General features: G+C 60.3%; 17 protein-coding genes and 4 pseudogenes. 11 read left to right on the forward strand and 10 right to left on the reverse strand.

Annotated features, from left to right (window positions below):
• The first annotated feature begins 88 nt into the window (after positions 1-88).
• Positions 89-1,123, forward strand: a complete 1,035-nt coding sequence (locus AB4874_RS17610; RefSeq protein ID WP_368393014.1) for an AAA family ATPase — start codon at positions 89-91, stop codon at positions 1,121-1,123.
• Between the two features lie 444 nt (positions 1,124-1,567).
• Here the strand turns inward: AB4874_RS17610 and AB4874_RS17615 are convergent.
• A pseudogene (locus tag AB4874_RS17615) lies at positions 1,568-2,563 on the reverse strand (IS5 family transposase); the annotation flags it as partial.
• A 58-nt stretch (positions 2,564-2,621) separates the two neighbouring features.
• Between AB4874_RS17615 and AB4874_RS17620 the strand changes: the two are divergent.
• A pseudogene (locus tag AB4874_RS17620) lies at positions 2,622-2,855 on the forward strand (transposase); the annotation flags it as partial.
• A 381-nt stretch (positions 2,856-3,236) separates the two neighbouring features.
• A pseudogene (locus AB4874_RS17625) lies at positions 3,237-3,470 on the forward strand (integrase core domain-containing protein); the annotation flags it as partial.
• Between the two features lie 110 nt (positions 3,471-3,580).
• Here AB4874_RS17625 and AB4874_RS17630 read toward each other — a convergent pair.
• Positions 3,581-4,711, reverse strand: a complete 1,131-nt coding sequence (locus AB4874_RS17630) for an NAD(P)/FAD-dependent oxidoreductase (RefSeq protein WP_368392957.1) — start codon at positions 4,709-4,711, stop codon at positions 3,581-3,583.
• Between the two features lie 154 nt (positions 4,712-4,865).
• Between AB4874_RS17630 and AB4874_RS17635 the strand changes: the two genes are divergently transcribed.
• The 8 genes and pseudogenes from AB4874_RS17635 to AB4874_RS17670 form a co-directional block, all read left to right on the forward strand.
• A complete protein-coding gene (locus AB4874_RS17635) occupies positions 4,866-5,822 on the forward strand; it encodes a MurR/RpiR family transcriptional regulator (protein ID WP_368392958.1) in 957 nt (318 codons plus the stop codon).
• A 17-nt stretch (positions 5,823-5,839) separates the two neighbouring features.
• On the forward strand, positions 5,840-7,435 hold the full coding sequence (locus AB4874_RS17640) for an ABC transporter substrate-binding protein (protein WP_368392959.1): 1,596 nt from the start codon (positions 5,840-5,842) through the stop codon (positions 7,433-7,435).
• Positions 7,436-7,512: 77 nt separating this feature from the next.
• Positions 7,513-8,442 (forward strand): ABC transporter permease, encoded by a 930-nt coding sequence (locus tag AB4874_RS17645; RefSeq protein WP_368392960.1) that lies wholly within the window; start codon positions 7,513-7,515, stop codon positions 8,440-8,442.
• Positions 8,442-9,320, forward strand: a complete 879-nt coding sequence (locus AB4874_RS17650; RefSeq protein ID WP_368392961.1) for an ABC transporter permease — start codon at positions 8,442-8,444, stop codon at positions 9,318-9,320. Before AB4874_RS17645 ends, AB4874_RS17650 begins: the two co-directional genes overlap by 1 nt.
• A gap of 2 nt (positions 9,321-9,322) precedes the next feature.
• Positions 9,323-10,276 carry an ABC transporter ATP-binding protein gene (locus AB4874_RS17655; protein ID WP_368392962.1) on the forward strand — a complete coding sequence of 318 codons (954 nt, stop codon included), beginning with the start codon at positions 9,323-9,325 and terminating at the stop codon, positions 10,274-10,276.
• Positions 10,273-11,235, forward strand: coding sequence for an ABC transporter ATP-binding protein (locus AB4874_RS17660; protein ID WP_368392963.1), 963 nt, complete (start codon positions 10,273-10,275; stop codon positions 11,233-11,235). The genes AB4874_RS17655 and AB4874_RS17660 overlap by 4 nt, the downstream gene beginning before the upstream one ends.
• A 16-nt stretch (positions 11,236-11,251) precedes the next feature.
• Positions 11,252-12,730, forward strand: coding sequence for a M81 family metallopeptidase (locus AB4874_RS17665; RefSeq protein ID WP_368392964.1), 1,479 nt, complete (start codon positions 11,252-11,254; stop codon positions 12,728-12,730).
• Between the two features lie 319 nt (positions 12,731-13,049).
• Positions 13,050-13,235 (forward strand): annotated as a pseudogene (locus AB4874_RS17670) (integrase core domain-containing protein); the annotation flags it as partial.
• Between the two features lie 94 nt (positions 13,236-13,329).
• Here AB4874_RS17670 and AB4874_RS17675 read toward each other — a convergent pair.
• From AB4874_RS17675 to hisD, 8 genes are read right to left on the reverse strand one after another with little or no spacing between them, the layout of a single operon-like run.
• Complete coding sequence (locus tag AB4874_RS17675; protein WP_368392965.1) at positions 13,330-14,022, reverse strand: RraA family protein; 693 nt, start codon at positions 14,020-14,022, stop codon at positions 13,330-13,332.
• Positions 14,022-14,684 (reverse strand): alpha/beta fold hydrolase, encoded by a 663-nt coding sequence (locus AB4874_RS17680; protein WP_368393015.1) that lies wholly within the window; start codon positions 14,682-14,684, stop codon positions 14,022-14,024. Before AB4874_RS17680 ends, AB4874_RS17675 begins: the two co-directional genes overlap by 1 nt.
• A 31-nt stretch (positions 14,685-14,715) precedes the next feature.
• Positions 14,716-15,681, reverse strand: coding sequence for a cupin domain-containing protein (locus AB4874_RS17685; protein ID WP_368392966.1), 966 nt, complete (start codon positions 15,679-15,681; stop codon positions 14,716-14,718).
• Positions 15,678-16,652 (reverse strand): nuclear transport factor 2 family protein, encoded by a 975-nt coding sequence (locus tag AB4874_RS17690; RefSeq protein ID WP_368392967.1) that lies wholly within the window; start codon positions 16,650-16,652, stop codon positions 15,678-15,680. The genes AB4874_RS17685 and AB4874_RS17690 overlap by 4 nt, the downstream gene beginning before the upstream one ends.
• Positions 16,649-17,671: a LacI family DNA-binding transcriptional regulator gene (locus tag AB4874_RS17695; protein ID WP_368392968.1), complete on the reverse strand. Its 1,023-nt coding sequence runs from the start codon at positions 17,669-17,671 to the stop codon at positions 16,649-16,651. Before AB4874_RS17695 ends, AB4874_RS17690 begins: the two co-directional genes overlap by 4 nt.
• On the reverse strand, positions 17,671-18,435 hold the full coding sequence (locus AB4874_RS17700) for an SDR family NAD(P)-dependent oxidoreductase (RefSeq protein WP_368392969.1): 765 nt from the start codon (positions 18,433-18,435) through the stop codon (positions 17,671-17,673). Before AB4874_RS17700 ends, AB4874_RS17695 begins: the two co-directional genes overlap by 1 nt.
• On the reverse strand, positions 18,435-19,487 hold the full coding sequence (locus tag AB4874_RS17705; RefSeq protein ID WP_368392970.1) for an ester cyclase: 1,053 nt from the start codon (positions 19,485-19,487) through the stop codon (positions 18,435-18,437). The genes AB4874_RS17700 and AB4874_RS17705 overlap by 1 nt, the downstream gene beginning before the upstream one ends.
• Entirely contained in the window at positions 19,484-20,809 is a 1,326-nt protein-coding gene (gene hisD / locus AB4874_RS17710; protein WP_368392971.1) for a histidinol dehydrogenase, read from the reverse strand. Before hisD ends, AB4874_RS17705 begins: the two co-directional genes overlap by 4 nt.
• Positions 20,810-20,833: the final 24 nt, after the last annotated feature.

Genomic DNA, 20,833 nt, shown 5'->3' on the forward strand with positions numbered 1-20,833 from the left:
TCAGCACCTCAACCTGCCGTAACTTCACGACAATCTCTTCGGGCTTGGGTCTCTTAATCGCCATTCTTGGTCCTCCGCTTTCCTAACTATAAGGGCGGACCACTTCAAAGGGGGAGGCTCAGGCTCGCGCTTTAACCGTGATAGCACCAATGCCAATTACCACCGCAACGTGATCAATGCGCTGCTCGAAGAGATCGACAAGATCGCGCGCTGCGAGGGCGTGCTGCTGATCGCGGCCACCAATGATCGCGACGCCATCGACCCCGCGATCCTGCGCCCCGGGCGCTTTGATCTGCATCTAGAAGTGCCGCTGCCCGATGCCGAGGCGCTCTGCGGGATTTTGCGCGCCCATTGCCCTCTGCCTGAGGAACAACTACGCCCGCTTGCGCAGCAGGCGGTGGGTCTGAGTGCGGCCGATCTTGACGCGGCGATCCGCGCCTCACGGTCCATCGCGCGCGCCGAACGGCGGGTCTGGCAGCCCCGCGATCTCACCACCCATCTTGGTATTCCCGCCGAGACCCCCGAGGCCGACTGGCGCGTCGCTGTCCATGAATGCGGCCATGCCATCGTGTTTGAGACGCTCGGCCTTGGCACCATTGCGCGCCTTCTGCTGCGCCGCGATGGCGGCGGTGAGGCGCAAATCACGCGCAGTCGCCCGCTGTTCACGACAGCCGATTTCGAGGACAATATCGCCTTCCTGCTCGCTGGCCGGGCTGCTGAAGCACTGGTGCTAGGCGCGGCCTCTGGCGGCGCGGGTGGCGATGACCAGTCCGATCTCGCGCGCGCCACGCGCCAAGCCCTCGACATCGAAACCCGCCTTGGGCTGGGTCATCACGGACGCATCTGGCTCGACGAGCCCGACCACCTCTCCCTGCGCAACCCCCGTGTTTACCAGAACGTTCACAAGCGCCTCGCCAAAGCCGAAACGCGCGCAACGAAGCTGCTGGAGGCGCAGCGCGCGCGGCTAGATTCCATGGCGCGGGACCTGGTCGAAAAGCGCGAATTGGCGGGGGCAAATTTGGCGCGCGGGCGATGGGCACAAGGTTGCGCAGCGTCAGATCAACCGCATGAGATTGCAGAAACAGACGGCGCAACCGCCCCAATCACGCCAGCCCCCGGGTGAGATTGGGGCAGACGAACCGTAACAGATAGCGGGGCCGTTTTTGGGTCAAGCCTAGGTTCTTATGCACGCGCTCACGCGCGTGTCGGCAGATGCGCTGCTTTCCCCACAACGCAGGCATGGGGAAAGCAGCGCAAATCCCTTATTTGCAAATCAACCGGACCTTCCCCCGACGCTGAGTCATGTATAAAATTCTTTCCACCATGCGCCCCATTTATACAAAGACTTCTTTACATCCTGATCACTAAGCCCATCGAGATCAAACCATAATCATTAGGGCACCTCGATTTTTGACCGTTTTCGCAACCATGAAGCAGCTTGTGCGGCCTGAAGCGTGTTGGAACCCGTCAACTGACGGGTCGTTGCGTCCGGTCTGATGATGCGCTGCCCGTTTCGATCCGTTTTTCGTGACGCACCGCATGATCTGCACCTCTGGTCGACCGTTTTTCACGCCGGATTTGGGTTGATGCGGCGCAACTGGCAGAGGCGACGCATGTTGTAGGCGATGTACTTCATCCCGATCTTGGCCTTGGCTCGCACCAGCCCGATAGTGCGCACCAGAGTGCCGCCCATGTCGTTTGTCTGTGCGCCGAAGGCGTGTTCGACCCGAACCCGCACGGTGGATTTGGTTTTGTTGCTGCTCTTGGCCTGTTCAGTCAGTGGTTTGCCCCGCTTTCCCTTCCTGTGGATGTGATTTTTCAGCTTCTGGTCGCGCAGCTTGGTCTCCATTTCTTCAGATCTGTAAGCAGCATCCGCCCATACGCCGGCCCCGGTGTTGCCCCGCATCAGCAGGTGGTCCACCGCCTGACTGTCATGCACAGCGGCGTCGGTAGCGTGATAGCGGCGCACCAGCTTGTGCATGCGGTCCACGTTGACGTGGTTCTTGTAGCCGTAATGGCTCTTGCCGTGCTTCTTGGTCCAGCGCGCGTCCTCATCCTTCTGGCTGCGCTTCGCAGGCTTGTTTTCCCAATCCTCGGGCACTTCGCCCTTCTTGATCGCCGCATTTTCGGCGCGCGTGTTGTGGTTTCGGGGCACCGGCACAATTGATGCATCCAGTATCTGACCGCCCCGGGCGATATAGCCTTGCCGCGCCAGATGACCGTCGAAACGGTGAAACAGCTCCTCCACCTTGCCCGCCTGCGCCAATGCATCGCGATACAGCCAGACCGTTTTGGCGTCCGGAACTCGGTCCGCAAGGCCAAGTCCAAGGAACCTCATGAACGACAGCCGGTCGCGGACCTGATACTCGATCTGGTCATCCGACAGGTTGTAGAGCGCGCTGAGAACCAGCGTCTTGAACATCAGCACTGCATCTAAGGGTTTGCGCCCGGCGCGGGATTTTCGTGCCTCATTCGGCTTGCGCCACACCTGCTCCAGCAAAGGCCGGAAATCTTCCCAAGGCACCACAGCGTTGATTTCCAGCAGCGGATCCTTCTTCGCATTGAATAGCCCCTAGATTCGTAGACGCCTTCTTCCCTAATTTTGAGGCAAGGAGGCCGAGATGGGCAAAGGCAATTTCAGCGACGAGTTCAAGCGAGACGCGGTCGCGCAGATCACCCAACGTGGCTACCCGGTTTCGGAGGTTTCGCAGCGGCTCGGGGTGAGCGCGCACTCTCTCTATGCATGGAAGCGCAAGTTCGCGAAGGCGTCGTCCGGCGAGACGGAGAAGGATGCTGAGATCCGGCGTCTGAAGCGGGAACTGACGCGGGTGACGGAGGAGCGCGATATCCTAAAAAACTGTTCCGGGCCGCTGCCCGCCTGTGCGCGCTATAAACAGCCTGTGCTACACTGACGCGGAAGGGCAGTTGCCGATGGCTTATTGGTGGGCTGGACCCCGTTAAAAAACGTGGCACATGGGCTGATGCGCACTTGAGAGTGGTGACGCCGCCATCGCGGCGATCCCGGTTAGGAAGATGACGATCTTGCATAGCTCACGCCCTTCGCCTTGAACGGAGGACATGCCATGACGAAACGTAAAACCGGTGGCCCGTTGCCTGATAGGCGATCCCCCAGGATCGCCGAGAAGGGGCCGGACCTGAAGATGGTCAATCCCTATGCGGCCGCGATCGACATCGACTCGACGATGCACAGGTGTAGATTTCCACGCGGAAGTGAGCCGGGAAAGCCAATGCAGAACGGTTTCGTGGAGAGTTTCAACGGGCGGATGCTCAACGAGACCATGTTCCGCAACCTGGCCCATGCCCGCATCGTGATCTCGGCGTGGGCCACCGACTACAACACCGAACGCCGGCATTCGGCTTTAGGTTACGAGACCCCGGCCGACTACGATGAGCAAGAAACACTCTCTTATCAAATCGCCCTATTTGGACCCACAGACGCTGACGTCTGACAGGAAACCCATCGAGAGCGCTGAGACTTGGGTGCTGATCGTCCATATCCGACGCCTCATCCGAATCTTTGCAACAGACTGAAATCGTTCAATCCACTTTGAAACGGACACTAAGATCGAGGCGCGACCAACCGGTTGGGCGACAAGTCATCTTTGGCGATGCCGCGTGCGGATATGTCGTCGGGCAGGTCACTTTTTGCGATCAACGACACCACGGCGCGGCCAAGCGCGGGGGCCATCATGATCCCGAAACCACCCTGTCCAGCCAGCCAAAAGAAATCAGGCGCGACCGGGTCAAATCCCACCACCGGCACATCATCGCTTACAAAGGACCGCAGGCCAGCCCAGCTGTGGTTGATCCGGCGTACTTTGATCAGGGTTTCGGTTTCCAGCCAATCGGCCAGAATTGCGATGTCCAATTCTTCCGGGCGGGCGTCCTGTGGTTCGGACGGCGTACGATCCCCGGGGGAAGCCATCAGCTTGCCTGCTTCCGGTTTGAGATAGGCATTGGTGCCGATAAAATCCGCCGCGGGCAGAGCGGCGACATTAAGTCCTGCGGGCGGCTCGACGACGATGGCTGTCCGGCGCATCGGGATCAGGCCAATGTCGACGGCGCCCGCCAAGGCCCCGATCTGCCCGGCCCATGCACCTGCTGCGTTGATCACGGTCCGCCCGGAGATCACCGATTTGCTTGTCGTGATGATCCAGCCGGCCCTTCCACGCGTCAGCCCTGTCACAGGTTGTCCGGTCATCAGGGTGCCGCCCCGTGCCTTGAAGGCGCGAAGATAGCTGGCCAGAAGGCTGGCGACGTCGATATCCGTCACCCCGGCCTCAATCGCACCAGCGACAACGCGTTCCGGGCGGAGAAACGGTAACAATTCCAGTGTTTCTGACGCGGTCAACTCGGTCACCGGATTCGTCGCGCAGGAGAGAGCGAGCAAATCGGCCAATCCGGCCTCTTGCAACGGCCCAGCAACCGTCAGCTGACCACGTGGCGTCAGCAGGGGCGTATGGCAGAACCCGTCGGGCGGAGCGCTCAGAAAGGCGTAGCTGGCGGCGCTGATCTGGCGTACCGTGGGAGCACCGTATAGCGGAGTAAACAAGGCTGCGGATCGGCCGGTCGCATGGTACCCCGGCGCCGACTCTGCCTCGACCAGGGCGACCGACCCAAGGCCGGACAGTTCGAAGGCAGCGGCAGCCCCGGATATGCCTGCGCCAATGATTACAAAGTCATATGTCATGTTTCTCTTGCTTTCGACTTATGGTCCGCGTCGGTGCCGGATAGGTCCGGGCACAAAGAGCTTGTTTCCCCCAAAATGCAAGAAAAAATACTAACTTGACTCTTTGCAAGTTTTCTTTCCTAGTGATCTGACCGTTAAACGGGAGGATAATCAGGTGGAAGACTCGGTTCGTGAACGTCTATCGCGTTGCCTGACGGCGGCGTCCAAGGCCGACCGGGCCATCGCGACCTACATGCTGGGCCAAATCGGCGCGGTTCCGTTCGAGACCGCCGCGAGTCTGGCCGCTAAAGTACAGGTCAGCGAAGCGACGGTCGGACGGTTCTGCCGGACCATCGGCTACCGCAGCTTCAAGGACCTCAAGGACCACCTCAAACAGGATATCGGCGACCGGCCCTGGCTGGTGAGTGACCGTCTACACGACCTTCGCGAGCGCACCCGCGCAGGCGAAGATCAGCTCTCCCGCGCGCTGGAACTGGAAATGTCGGCGCTGGTCGCGGTCTACGAGCATACTCGTACGCCCGAATTTGACACGGTGGTAAAACGGTTGGCGACCCGGCCCGCGGTGTTCGCTGCCGGATTTCAGACCGAGCGCGGCATGGCGCAGATCTTCGTGAACCAGCTGCAATACCTGCGTGACCGCGTACACCTGTTGGATCTGGCCGGAGGCAATTTCGCCGAACTTCTTACCACGCCCACCGAGGACGCCTGCTTAGTGATCTTCGAGGCGCGGCGCTATTCTCGGATGGCTCTGTTGCTGGCGCAAGAAGCGCGCGCAGCGAAGATCCCGGTGACCCTGATCACCGACGCTTTCTGCGACTGGGGCCACGAAGTCGCGGATGAGATCTTTGTCGTTCCGACCGAGTTCAACCTGTTTTGGGAATCGACCTCGCAAATGGCAAGTCTGGCCAATCTGCTGGTCAATGGCGTGTTCATCGAAAAAGGTGCCGATGTCGAACGGCGGCTAGATCGGATCGCCCAGCTTTACGGCCGCTTTACCGGTCATGTCGGCGGCAGTGCAGCCGCTTTGATGCCATCGAACGGATCGACTGCCCGCGCGACCTCTGCGCGCCGGGCAAAGAATACCTTCTCAGGGGATAAGTCACCGGATTAATCCGGCGGAAAACTGCAATGGGGAAATTAACGATGCGATACACTCTCAAAGCTTTGCTCCTGTCAGGGCTGACCATTTTCACGGCCGGTTTTCTGCTCGCAGGCGCTGTGCAGGCACAGGAGGTGACGATTGCCCTGCCTCCCGGGGAACTGGGCGCAACCACCTATAACCCGGTCACAGCTAGCAACCTCAACTCAGCAGCCTCGCTGATCTATGACCGGCTGGTTGAGCAGGATGCAGACCAGTCCTTTCATCCGCACCTTGCAACGTCCTGGACCGAAAGCCCTGACGGTATGACCTGGACCTTCAAGCTGCATCCTGGTGTCCAGTTTCAGGATGGCACCCCGTTTAACGCCAAAGCTGTCGCAGAATGGATTCCGGATTTTGCGGGCACTTCAAACAGTTACCTGACCGCTGCCATCGACAGGGTCGAAGTGGTCGATAACCTGACGGTGGTCTTCCACATGAAGCATCCCGACCCAAACTTGCTCTTTAATCTTTCCAGCGTTTTCATGGGCGTGCCAAGCCCGACGGCCTATACCAAGCTTGGCGCCGACTACGGCGTCAAGGGTGCTGTTGGCACGGGCCCGTTCAAGCTCAAAAAATTCGACGTTGGTCTGGATACGGTCCTTGTCCGTAACGATGACTATGCTTGGGCGTCGGATCTGTCGGTTAACCAAGGTCCCGCGCATCTGGCCAAGGTGACGTTCCGCGAAATCCCAAATCAATCCACAGCGTTTCTGGATCTGAAAACCGGCAGCGTGGATATGCTGATGGGCGTTCCAACCGACTTCCTGTCGCTTCTTGCAGCGGAGCCAAAAATCAAGGTCATCCAGATGCCCGGCACTGGGATCGACTACATGCCGATCAATGTGACGTCGGCCCCGTTTGACGATATCCGCGTGCGCGAAGCGACCGTTCTGGCGATCAATCAGGATGCGATCGTGAAGAGCGTCTACAACGGCGTTGGAATGGCGGCGCATAATTTCCTGATCTCGTCGTTGCCCGCGTCCAAAGTAGATCCCAAGCTTGACGACAGCTACGATCCAGCTAAAGCGGCTCACCTGCTGGACGAGGCCGGTTGGAAAATGGGCCCCAACGGAATCCGTGAAAAGAACGGCAAGCCGATGACGGTCAAGCTGTACACCCAGAACGGCACCGAGTTCACCAATCTGACACAGGTCATTCAGGCGCAGTTGAAAGCGATCGGGATGGATGCCAAGATCACGGTATTCGACAGCTCGACCATCCGTGACGAATACAAGAAGGGCACCCAACAGTTGGCTGTGCGCGGCTATGACTGGAACAATGCCGACATTCTGGACTGGTTCTTCAACGGCGACAGCCTCGGCTATCCAAACGTGTCGATGTGGAATGACCCCAAGGGTCAAGCGCTTGACAAGGTCGCGATGGCTGAAAGCAAGACCTCGAAGGAACGGTCGGACAACTTCAAAGCGTTCCACGAATACATCCTTTCGCAGTATGTGTTCGCGCCGATCTACCAGCCGACCATCAATATCGCATACAATTCGAACAAGATTACGGTTTCCGCCGCGATCCGTGGGCCGCGCTTCCGATCGCAGAGTGTCGTAGACATGGATGTTGTAAAGTAATCGCGAGAGCACCTACAGAAGCAGGCCCAGAACACGGGCCTGCTTCTTCTCTCCCCTTTTGACGAAGAGGCACGCCCATGCTTTTCGGATACACGTTGCGCCGTTTGTTAATGCTGATCCCGGTATCACTATCGATCTCAGTGATAATTTTCGCCATCGTCCACATGCTGCCGGGAGATCCGATTGACAACCTGATGCCAGTCGGATCTACGCACGCTGACCGCGTCAAAATGGTCATGAAATATGGCTTCGACAAGCCGCTGATCACACAATATTTTCTGTGGGTCAGCCACGTAGCGCGCGGTGACTTTGGCAATGCGATTGTCATGCGCCGTCCCGTCGCGAGCCTGATTGCCGACAACCTTCCCTACAGCCTGTCGTTGGGGGCGCTGGCTTTTGCGTTTTCGTCGATTGTCGGGATGGCCTTGGGCCTAATCTCGGTGGCGCTGGAAAACGTCTGGCTGGAGCGAATCGTCCGCGGTTTCATCCTGCTCGGATCAACTGTGCCGGGGTTCTTTCTGGCGCTGATGATGATCCTTCTCTTCGCTGTCAAGTTGCGGTGGTTTCCGGTTTCAGGCGCTGATGGGTGGCGGTCGCTGGTGCTGCCCGTTCTGACCATCGGTTTTGGCGGGGTGGCATTGGTCGCCCGGGTCACGCGGGTGGCCCTGATGGATGCGCAGAGAATGGATTTCGTCACACTTCTGCATGCCAAGGGGGTGTCAGGGCCCAACATCCTGCTGCGGCACCTCTTTGCCCACGCACTTTTGCCGGTAGTCACGATTCTTGCTTTGAGGGTCGGATGGATTCTGGGCGGTGCTGTTACTGCAGAGTTTGTTTTCGGTCGTCCGGGGCTTGGGTCGTTACTGATCAGATCCCTGGGTCAGCGGGACTACCCAGTAGTGCAGGGATGCCTGCTGATGTTGGCGCTGGCGGTGATGCTGGGCACATTGATTGGCGATGTGGCCCAGGCCGCGATGGACCCACGTATCCGTGAGGAAGCATCATGATGGATCATTCAACCGCGTTACGCCTGCCACAAGTGCTCGCAAAATCCAGCTTTGGCCGGGCTCTGGCCTCTCCGGTCGGGATGATCGCGGGCGGGTTTCTAGTTTTGTTGGTACTCGTTGCGGTCTTTGCGCCCTATTTCTCACCCTACGACTTTGCGGCTCAGGACCTCATGAACCGTAACATGGCTCCAGCATGGCCGCATGTGATGGGGACTGACCAGTTTGGACGGGATCTGTTCAGCCGAGTGCTTTATGGAGCGCGTACGTCACTGTCCGTTAGTGCGACGGCGATCGCGATTTCGGTTGCGGCAGGCATGACACTTGGGGCTTCGGCTGGTCTTTTCGGTGGCTGGTTCGAGCGCACCGTAATGACAGCTGTCGATTTGACTTGGTCCTTCCCCGATATCCTAATTGCGCTGATCTTCGTTGCAATTATCGGCCCCGGCCTCACCAGCACGATGTTTGCCATCGCAATAGCCTATCTGGCCCAATTCACCCGTTTGACTCGTGCCCAGATCGTTCGGCTGAAGCGCGAGACCTTTATCGAGGCTACGGTCAATCTTGGCGCACGGCCCAGCCATATCCTGCTGCGCCACCTGATCCCGAACGCGGTGACGCCGGTGATTGTGGCCGGCATGCTGGCGATTGGCGATGGTATCGTTCTGGAGGCGACGCTGGGCTTTTTTGGGCTTGGTGCGCAACCGCCGACACCCAGCTGGGGCGCGATGATGTCTAGCGGGACTGCACAATTGTTCCTTGCCCCGTGGGTGATCCTGTTTCCCGGAGTGCTCGTCGCAGTGACGGTCGTCGCCGTGAACCTGTTTGGCGACGAATTGATCCGGGCCCTAGATATCCGCGACCGGATCAGGGGAGAGTGACAATGCTCCAAGTCAAGAACCTTGCTGTCTCCTTCGGTTTGGAAAAGCCCCTGTCTGGTGTCACTTTCGATGTCCGGAACGGGGAAACGCTGGGCATCGTTGGCGAAAGCGGGTCCGGGAAGTCGCTGACGGCGATGAGCGTGATGGGTCTTTTGCCGCTGATCGGGGGACGGATAACCTCCGGTTCGATCAGCTTCGATGAGCAGGATCTGACCAAGCTGTCCGACCAGGACTATCGAAAGCTGCGCGGCGGGCGGATCAGCCTGATCACGCAGAACCCGATGACCTCGCTCGACCCGTTGAAACGGATTGGCGGCCAAATCGACGTCGTTGGCCGCCTGCACATGAGTCTGAGCAAGGCCGATGCCCGCAAACGCACGATCGACATCCTTGGTCGCCTGCGCATTCCGGACCCCGCGCTGATCTGCGAGCGCTACCCGCATCAGATGTCGGGCGGCATGAAGCAGCGGATCGTCATCGCGATGGCGCTGGCGGCCAACCCTTCAGTGATCCTCGCGGATGAACCGACCACGGCGCTGGACGTGACTGTGCAGGCGCAGATCATCCAGATCCTCAACGGCCTGGTCCGCGAACAGAACTTGGCGCTGGTGCTGATTACCCATGACATGAGCGTGGTGGCGCAAGCCTGCGACAAGGTGGTGGTGATGTATGCCGGCCGGGTCGTCGAACAGGGGCCGGTGGCCGCGATCTTCGGTCATCCGCAGCATCCCTACACTAGGGCCCTGATCGACTGCATCCCGCGGAGTCTTACCGAAGGCGCCAGGCTGCGGGGGATCGAGGGAACCGTGCCCAGCGTTCTGAACTATCCTTCGGGCTGCCCGTTCCATCCACGTTGTGCCCGCGCCGAAGCGGTATGCGGGTCCACGATTCCACCGCTGGTCGCTGCTGGACAGACGGCCGTCGCCTGTCATTTTCCCGTGGAGACTACCTCATGACGTCGTTATTGAAAGTACGTAACCTGTCCAAGCGCTTCGTTGGTCATCGCGGACCGTTTCGTAGACCCCGCGTCATGCACGCGGTCAACGACGTGTCCTTCGACCTTGCCAAGGGCCGGGTGATCGGCGTGGTCGGCGAAAGCGGCTGCGGCAAGTCTACTCTGGCCCGGTTGGCCCTACGCCTGATCGAGCCCAGCGACGGATTGGTCCGGTTCGAGGGCAGCAATTTGCTAGAAGCCTCGCCTGTTGCGATGCGCAAGCTGCGATCGAAGATGCAAATGGTATTTCAGGATCCTTATTCCTCGATCGATCCGCGCTACACCGTCGCGCGAGCTATCATGGAGCCGCTTAGCGTGCAGGGCCGCAAATCGGACAAGCCCACATTAGACGAAGTTGCCGGATTGATGGAGATGGTCGGGATGAGTGCCGGGTTGGCTCAAAGTTTTCCGCATCAGCTATCGGGCGGGCAGAAACAGCGGGTCGGAATTGCCCGCGCCTTGGCTCTGCGCCCATCACTTCTGGTGCTGGACGAACCGACTGCGTCACTGGATGTGTCAGTTCAGGCGCAAATCATCGGCCTGTTAGAAAAGCTGCGCGATGACCTTGGCCTTACCTACATCTTCATCAGTCACGACCTGTCATTGGTGAAATACTTCTGTGACGAGATATTGGTGATGTATCTGGGACGTGTGGTCGAAGCGTTGCCGCGCACCAACGCCCCGGCGCGCCATCCCTACACCCGTACGCTGATGGACAGCACCTTTTCCCCTGATCCGAAGCTGCGCCGCACGATCGAACCTCTGCAAGGTGAGGTGCCAAGCCCCTTCGACCTGCCCGATGGGTGTGCCTTCGCCGCCCGATGCCCGGTCGCCAGCGACATCTGCCGCAGCCAGATTCCGTCTCTGACAGCCGTAGGTGGAGGGCATCCGGTCGCATGCCATCATCCATCCTTATCATAGAGAGGACAATCACGACGTGGCCTATTCCGTCTTGAGTGCAGAAATCGTGCATGAAACCAACACATTCAGCATAGTGCCCACGGATCTTGCCGCGTTCAGGCGTCACTATCTCCTGACGGGGGCTGAGGCAGTTTCCGTGCGCGGCGACCACAACACCGAACTGGCCGGCTTTCTCGATGTGGCCCGCGCGGATGGTTGGGCGCTGACCCATGTTCTGAGTGCGGCGGCCGGACCAGGCGGGCGTGTCACGCGGGCCGCTTTCGATGAGTTGGTTAACCCATTGGTCGCGGCGGCGCGGGCTGCCAAGCATGATGGCATTCTATTGGCTCTTCACGGGGCCATGGTGACCGATTACTGCGAAGACGGCGAAGGTGAGATCCTATCAAGGCTGCGCAAGGTCGTGGGACGGGATGTGCCCATCGCCGTCACCCTCGACCCGCACGCCAATGTCACACGCGCGATGTGCGATCTGGCCGATATCGTAGTGTCGTTCAACACCTATCCCCACATTGACATGCGTGAGACCGGGCGCCGTGTCGCCGACATCCTGCACCGCACCATGACGGGCGAGATCCGGCCGCAGACAATTCGTGTTGCCTGTCCCATGCTGGAAGAAGTGAACGGCGGGCGCACCGATACCGGCCCGATGATCGCACGTCATGCGGCCGCGCGGGCTCGTGAGGCGGACCCTGACGTTTTTGCCGTAAGCATAAACGGCGGTTTCGCAAGTGCCGATATCGCCGAGGTAGGGCCGACCGTACTGGTTGTCGGTCAGGGGGATCAGTCCGGGCAGACCGCGTTTGCCCAAACGATCATCGATGACATCTGGGCGAAGCGGGCTGAGGTTCAGAATGATTACATGACGCCGAAGGACGCGGCCCGTATGGCGGCTCACTGGTCGATGGCCGACGGCCCGCTGATCATCGCGGACTACGCCGACAACCCGGGGGCGGGAGCCTACGGCGACTCAACTGCGCTGTTGGCCGCGCTTCTGGACGCCGGTGTAACAGGTGCGTGTTTCGGCCCGATGGTCGATGGTCCTGCCACCGCGATACTTCACCGCCACAATGTGGGCGATGAGGTCAGCCTTGCCGTGGGGGGCAAAACAGCGCCAGAATTCGGTGGAGGGCCGTTGTCGCTGACAGGCCAACTGGTGTGGAAAGGCGATGGGCGCGTGGTCGGGGATGGCCCGATGCTGAACGGTCTTGTGCGCGACTTCGGCCCGACGGCGATCCTGCATGTCGGCGGCATTGAACTGCTTATCGTGACCCATGCCCATCAAATGCTGGATCTGAATCAGTTTCGCACATTTGGCATTGATCCAGCGCATAAGCGTGTCGTCGCTCTGAAGTCGATGCAGCATTTTCGTGCGGCATTCGAACCGATCGCAGGTCAGGTCATCGTTTGCGACAGCGGGGCCATTTGCACGACACACTATGAACGGCTTTCGTACAAATGCGTACGTCGACCGATTTATCCGTTCGATACGCTCTGAAAATGCATGGCCTGGACAACGGCTCTGTCATATACGACTATAAATGAAACCACCGACAAGGTAGATCGGCCGCCCCTCTTTCCCGCCGACTTTTCACACGGAATGCGGGCAGAATCGCGCCCCAACAGGTCATGACCTAGCGTATCGGTCGCCGTGGCAAGGTCCACAGGAGCGATGCTGCCCATTCCGGCTTGAAAGATCGGATGCCAGCAACACAGAAGGTCGCATGCCGCCGTCCGGAGTATGGATTGAGTGGTGTAATCGGTGTAGCAATACTCGACCAACAGAGCGGACATTGAGCAGTAATGGCATATCTACAATCAAGCGCGGCACGCCCCAGCTCAACGGTAAGGTCGAACGATCGCACCGCTCTGACGGCCAGGAGTTTTACCAACTCCTCAGCTACAAAGGCGATGGCGATCTCGAAGCGAAATTGGACGAATGGGAGCCCTTTTACAACTTCCATCGACCGCATGGCGCCCACAACGGAAAGACGCCCTACTAAGCCTTCAGAGAAAAGCTATAATCTGTAAATAGGATGTCCCACGGGTAACCGCACCTTACAGACTAATCATAACGCTGGGCCATTCGATCTGTGGTCAGGTGCGCGCCCGTTCGAAGGCTTCCCAAGCTTGCTCGAAACGGTTGAAATCAAAGTCGGGAGCCCGCGCTGCATCAAGAACGATGCGTTCGGTTTTCTGCAGTTTGGCGATCCCGGCGGCAAGCCCGGTCACGACCTCCTTGGGGATGACCACCGCACCATGCCTATCGGCATGAATCAGCGCCCCGGGAGTGACCGTTAGGCCGAAGACAGAGACCGGCACGTCAAGCGCGCGGACATGGACGAAGCCGTGGCTGGGTCCGATCGATCCTGCAACAACCGGGAAGCCTTCTGGAAGGTCACCGAGATCACGCGCGACACCGTTCGTGAGAGCGCCGGCCATCCCGAAACCTTTATGGACGGTGGTGTTGATCTCGCCCCAATACGCGCCGATGCAATCGGGATAATCCAGATCCTCGATCACAGCTACGGAGGGCGCGGGGGCTTCGGCCATGTATTGGTAATATGCCATCCGGCGCGCGCGGATGGTCTCGGGTTGCTCGGTTGGCGGATCGATTGCGGCGATCTGCGCAGTCCGCGCGTAGCCGACGAGCGGCGGATCATCCGGCGCGGTGCAAATCATCGTCCCGCGGGTGAAACCGGAAAAGCCGCGCCGTCCCTGCACGGTTTCGATCGCATTGCAGACGGTGGGCGTGTCGACACTGCGCAAAAGCGCAAAGAGATCAGTCATTATTCCTCCAACCAGCGGGCAAGCGCCGCCGTCACATGCTCGGGTGCCGCGAGGGTGGTGAGATGCCCCGCCCCCCGAATGATTTCCAAGCGCGATTGCGGCATCAGGCGATGCATAAGGTCGTGCCGATCGCGCGGGCAAAGTTGATCAGCCTCTCCCATGAGAACCAGCGCAGGGCCCGCGAATTCGCAAAGCGTTCCCTGTTGATCCGGCCTATTCATCAACGCGTGGGACTGGCTCACGAAGACATCGGGGCCGAGTGTGAGCGCCATCTCGACACAGAGACCCAGAATATCCGGACGCGGATCGCCGACCGGAAAGTAAGTCGGTGCGATCACGTCGCGCATCAGCGCTTCCAGCCCTCCGGCTTTCACTGCCGAGAGCTGAGGCCCGCGACGCTCCTTGACCGCATCGGCTTCGGCAAGCGGGTTGGTGTTGAGCAATGCCAGACGCTCCACCCTGTCGGGGGCGTGACGGAGAATTTCCATCGCCACGATACCCCCCATGGAAAGGCCTGCCAACGCGAAGCGAGGCGGAGCGTCGGCAAGCACCTGCGCGGCCAGATCCTCGACCTTGGCGGCCCCGGTCAAAGGAGGCAGGTGCAATGCCCTGCCTCCCGAAAAAGCCGCGATCTGTGGCGCGAAGAGACGTGCATCGCACATCATCCCCGGCAGCATGACCAACGGCGTCCTCTCAGCCACGCCAGGTGCTCCCCGCCGGGTCGGCAGTATTCATGACACGGTAGAGGCTGGCTTCACCGCTCATCGACGGCGCGAGGCTGTGCGCAAGTCTAGGCGGAACCGCGCAGGTGTCACCTGGAGCGAGAACCGTCTCACCGCCCTCCCACGCCAGACGCCAATGTCCGCGCATCACCAGAAGGACCTCGTGCGCCTCCAACGTGTAGGGCGTTTCGGAAAGCGAGCCGCGGGTGAGAAATTCAACGTCGAACCCCGGCCGGTCTCGCAGGAGCCCCTCGGCGCCGATCACCTTTGCAGGTTCGTCTGCGGCGAGCGCCATCAGGTCCCAGTAACGCGCGACATAGTCGCGCACGACATCGCGAACGGGCGTTTCCGGAAATGCCTTGAGTTCTTCGTCCGTCAGCAACGGCATCGGGGCGACACCTTCCTGCGGATGCTCACCCTTCTTGCTATCGTAGAGCCGACCGTTTTCGCCCAGGACGAGGCCATGGTCGCGCGCGTCCTCAATCACCTGCGGCGCCCAGGTCACGCCACCGCCCGCATCGTCGCCGCCGAGGATAGCCATGATCATCCCGTAATCAGTGCCGATATTCTCGAAGCCGCGGAAAATGCCCGTCGGGATGTTGAAAATGTCGCCCTCCTCAAGCACGACTTCGCCTGCCGTCCCCCAACGCCCCCAGAAAAAGCGCCACCGGCCCTTGAGCACAAAGAAGACCTCGGCAGTCGTGTGCGAATGAAGGCTATTGCGGCAGTTGGGTGGTTGGCCCGCTGCCCCAATGTTGTAACCGGGCGTCTCGGTGATGTGGACATGCTGATCGGCAGATTCCGACACTCCTCCACCGATGATGGTGAAGTTTTCCTTCTGATCCGAACCCGGCGTGTGCGCATCGATAAACGCCGTGCAGCAGGGCTTCAGTTCGCCATAGCGAACGATGCGGGTTTCCATCTCAGTGGGGGTCATAAGTCACCTGTTTGAAGAAGGATCTGTTTCCAGATCGAGGTTTCGTCGTAGATCACGTAATCGCGGCGCAGCCCGCGCGGTCCGAATTCGGCATGGCATGCGCCCATGACATAGACCTCGGCGCCGGTGGGCCGGCCGAAGACGCCCCAGCCATCATGGCGCCCCGAGAGCGACCAGCGCAGCGCCGAGCGCGGCGGCATCAGCGGGTCATCAAGGCCGATCTGGTGCTCGATGCGAAACTCGGCCGAGGGAAAACTCGCGCGCAGGCCCATCCAGAACCGGTCGGCGGCCCCGGGCCCGTGCTCGGTGACGCCCCCCGGCAATTCAAGGTGGCACCCGCGGTCGTATTCGGCACCGATCGCGCGCATGTCCGCGTTCATGATACGCGTCAGCAGATCGCCGTGGCGGGCACCCCATTCGTTATCGTTGCCTTTACCCTTGTAGGGACCGGGCCGGTCGACGCTCGGTGTGAAAGGACGCACGCATGCGTCGGGTCCATCCTCGCGCGCGATCAGGTCGCGCGCGTAGGACTTGGGCTCCCATCCCATCTGGCGCACGATCGCGCCTTGATCGCGGATCAGCCATTCGTCGTTGATCTGATTGTCGATCGCGTGGCAGTCGGCGATGATGCGGTAGCCGAGCTTCGTGCCGCTCGCTGGCCCGTAGACCCCATCCCCCGCATGGGTAGCAGTCGAGAAGATCCGGTGCGACGAGAGCATCCCCTCCTCCGGGGTGCCGGACCAGATCACATCCTCCGGCAGCAGAGTGCGGTCCGGAAATTCCGACAGGGTCGCCATGGTCGCAGCGATCACGCCCTCATTGCCGACCACGATAGATGCCGGCGAACGGACGATGATATCGGGCGCGTAGTAGTCGTGAAGCGTCGCGATGCCGCGATCCTCCCAGATCTCACGCGTGATGCCGATGATATAGTCGGGAAAGTCCCGAAACTTCGGGTCGAAACCCTTCATGATTTCCATCCTTCCGGTAGGCGAGCCGAACCGCGCACGATGAGCGGTGACTCGATCGCCACATGTCGCGGCGGCGTTTTCTGCTCTGCAATCCTGTCGAGCAGGATCTCGACGGTTGCAGCGACCATTCGTCTTGCGCGCTGGCGCACGGTCGTGAGGTCGTAGGCGGGCCAAGCCGCTGGCGGGACGTCATCGTAGGCAACCACGGAAACGTCGTTAGGGATCGAAAGCCCAAGTTCGAACCGCAGCACGTCCATGACCCCGAACGCCATGTGATCATTGGTGACGAATACGGCGTCAGGACGCTCCTTGCTCGCAAAGAGCTGTCGCGTCGCTTCGCGCGCCTTATCGATGTTGAAGTTGCCGATCTCGCGACCGCAGAAGTCGAGCCCGGCTTCCGCGAGCCCTGCTCGGAACCCCGACTCCCGGTCTCGTTGCGTCGAGGCGCCCTCCCAGCCCGCAATATGAGCGATTCTTCGATGGCCGCCGGCGACAAGGAATCGCGCAGCGTCCCTCGCGCCCCCGAAATTGTCGGAAGCGACCGAAGATACCCCCTGATCTTCTTGGTAACGGTTGAAGAGCACCACGGGGACGCCCGCGGCTTCGCAGCGCGCCCCGAGCTCCGAAGACATCGCGACAGAGGCCATGATGATCCCGTCGACCTGGTAGTCGAGGATTTCCTGCAGCACATGATCGACATTGCCCGCGGTGTGAGAGGCCATGAAGACGAGCACGTGGTATCCTTCGGCCTGCAAAGCATTGGAGAGGCGCTCAACCGCTTCGGGATAGAAGTAGTTTTCGAGATAGGCGACCACGAGGCCGATGATCCGGCTGCGTCCGGTAATGAGGGAGCGCGCGAGAATATTCGGGCGATAGCTGAGCTTGGCGGCGGCCGCATGAACCTTCTCGGCGGTCTTTTTCGAAACCGACGCGCCCGGCGTGAAGACGCGGCTTACCGCGGACTGGCTGACGCCCGCCAGACGCGCCACTTCAAGGGATGTAATCTTTTCATTTGCCATCAGTCCGCCGTCCAACCTCCGTCCACCATCAATGCCGTGCCCGTGACCAACGCTGACGCATCGGTCGCGAGGTAAAGAACCGCTCCCATCACATCCTGCACTTCACCTGCACGGCCCAACTTGATTTTCTCGAGAAGCCACGCTCGCCGCTCGGAATCGCAGAATGACGGCTCGGTCAGCGGCGTGCGGATGAAGGTCGGGCACACAGTGTTGACCCGGATGCCGGCCTTTCCCCATTCCAGCGCCATCGCCTTGGTGAAGCCCTCGACCGCATGTTTGCTCGCGCAATAAAGGGCTCGATCGATGCCGCCGACATGTCCCATCTGGCTCGAAATATTGATTAGCGAACCACCTCGGCCTGCCTCGATCAATCCACGAGCGACCGCTTGGGTCAGGAAATAGGCCCCGCGCAGATTGACCGCCGTGACCGCATCGAAGTCATCCTCCGTCGTTTCGAGCGCCGGCGCATGGCGCGCAAGCCCTGCGGCATTGACGAGAATGTCATAGGGTCCAGCTTGAGTGACGGACGCACGGGTCGCTGCAACGTCTGCAACGTCGAGCGGCAACGCCTGCGCTGCCCATCCCCGTGCCGTGAAATTCTCGCGAAGCTCTTCGAGCCGATCCACCGAGCGCGCAGCGAGCGTCACCTCTGCCCCGGCCTCGGCGAGCGCCACGGCGCAGCCGAGCCCGATCCCCGAACTCGCGCCCGTTACGAGCGCCCGCCGCCCGTCGAGTCGGAAAGAGGGTGTGCACGGCAGATCCATCAGAGCGCCCTCCCTGTCTCGGGGTCGAAACCGGTGCGAGCCTTGTTGAATTCGCGCAGCCGCGAGAACACGTCGACGCCGATCTGGTCATACATGTGCAAGAGATCGACAAGCACCCAGTTCTCGCGGATCAGCCCGTTTTCGAGCCGCCAGAAATCGAGGCTGCGCATCTTGATGCGCGTGTCATTGGGCGCAATGCCCAGCCAGCCGCTGGCGGTGATCGTCTGGATCATATTGGGCCAGCCGGTCACCGCAGCGTAATTGTGATCACCGAAGAAATGATGGTCGATCTCGTCCACATATTTCCCACGGTCCGGCATCCCGTTGAGAAACGGGATCTGGTGCCAGTTGCGAAAGCCCTTGATGCCACGGCCGGTGCCGATCCCCGAGGGACCATACCAGTTCATGCGCGGATGCCAGAACCGCTCCATTTCCATGATTTCCGGGCCGCCCTGCGCGGGGTGGCGCGTCATACATTCTAGCATATCGATAATGTGCTGGCAGGTGCGGCGTCCGGTTGCCTCGTCATGAGGCCCCGGCACGAAACCGTCCTGCGTCGCAGGTGCGGGCACCTGCCATTCGCGCCCCAGGCTACGCTGCATCGGCCAAGCTCCGGCCTGCATCATGACCTCGGGAAGATCCCATATCGCCTGAAATTCGACGGCACGGCCATTCTCGATGCGGTAGAACTCGTGAAAGCGCATGGCAACCTGATGACCAGTTGCAGGAATGTCAAGCAAAGGGCGCTCGAAGCTGCCAGTATAATAGCCGCCGCAGCCGACCCAATCAGCGCCCTCCGGCGTCTGCCCCGCCATCACAATATAATCGCGCCGCTCGAGATCGGGCCATGCTGAAAGAAGCGGTCCATAGGCCCCGTCGTAGAAATCCGCAGGCCCCACGAAGGTGCCGAAAGGATGCGACAGGTGGATCGTCGCGTCAGGCGCAAAGACCGCCTCGAGAGCCGCGCGCACAGTCCCGGCCTCGAAGTCATACATCGCTGCACGAAGGGGTGCGATCAGCGCCTTGTGTTGACTATGCTGGTCAAGGCTCATTCCGCGGCCTCCCGGTAGGGCGCACCGGCGCCGTAGGGCACATTGATGCCGCCGTAGCGGCGGACGCGGATATTGCACTGCTCGGCGTGACCGACAAAACCTTCAAGCATGCACAAACGCGAGCCGTATTCGCCCACCATCGTTGCAGCCGCATCGGTGACGACACGCTGATAGCTATGGGTTTTGAGGAATTTTCCCACCCATAGGCCACCAGTGTAGCGCCCGGCCTTCTTGGTCGGCAGTGTATGGTTTGTGCCGATCACCTTATCACCATTGGCGACATTGGTGCGTGGGCCAAGGAACAGCGCGCCATAGCTGGTCATGTTCTCAAGATACCAGTCGTCGCGATCCGTCATCACCTGCACATGCTCGGACGCGATGTCGTTGGCGACCTTCAGCATTTCGGCGTGATCTGCGCAGAGAATAACCTCGCCATAGTCCTCCCAGCTCTTGCCAGCGGTCTCGGCTGTCGGCAGCACCGTTAACAACCGCTCGATCTCGGCCAAGGTTTCCACGGCGAGCTTACGCGAATTTGTTACGAGCACGGCGGGCGAGTTATACCCATGCTCCGCCTGTCCCAAAAGGTCGGTCGCGCAAAGCTCCGCATCTACCGTCTCGTCGGCGATGACCATTGTTTCGGTCGGCCCTGCGAAAAGATCGATCCCGACGCGTCCGAAAAGCTGGCGCTTCGCTTCGGCCACAAAGGCATTGCCCGGACCCACGAGCATATGGACCGGTTCGATCGTCTCGGTGCCAAGCGCCATCGCTCCTACCGCCTGGATCCCGCCAAGCACGTAGATCTCATGGGCCCCACCCATGTGCATCGCGGCGATCACTCCCGGATTGGGTTCTCCCTTGAAAGGCGGCGTCGCAGCCGCGATCCGCGGCACACCCGCGACGGAAGCCGTAGCCACCGACATATGCGCCGAGGCCACCATCGGGAATTTCCCGCCCGGCACATAGCACCCCACCGATTGCACCGGGATATTGCGGTGACCCAGGATTACACCAGGCAAAGTCTCGACTTCGAGATCGGTCATCGAGGCCCGTTGCGCACGCGCAAACTTCACCACCTGGTCGTGAGCAAAACGGATATCAGCCATCTCGCGCGTAGAAACCTTCGAGACAATCGCCTCGATGTCTGAGGCGCTAAGCCGAAACGCAGGGGGACTGTAGCGGTCAAATTTCTCCGACATCTCGCGCACTGCGGCATCACCACGCTTGTCGATATCGGCAAGCGCTGTTTGCACGATGCCGCGCACCTTGGCGTCATCTTCGGTGCGCTCTGCCTCGGGTTTTCCTCGTTTCAGATAGTCGGCCATGTCATTCCTCCGTTTGGTGTTGCC

Source organism: Thioclava arctica (genome assembly GCF_040892615.1).
Classification (GTDB): Bacteria; Pseudomonadota; Alphaproteobacteria; order Rhodobacterales; family Rhodobacteraceae; genus Thioclava; species Thioclava arctica.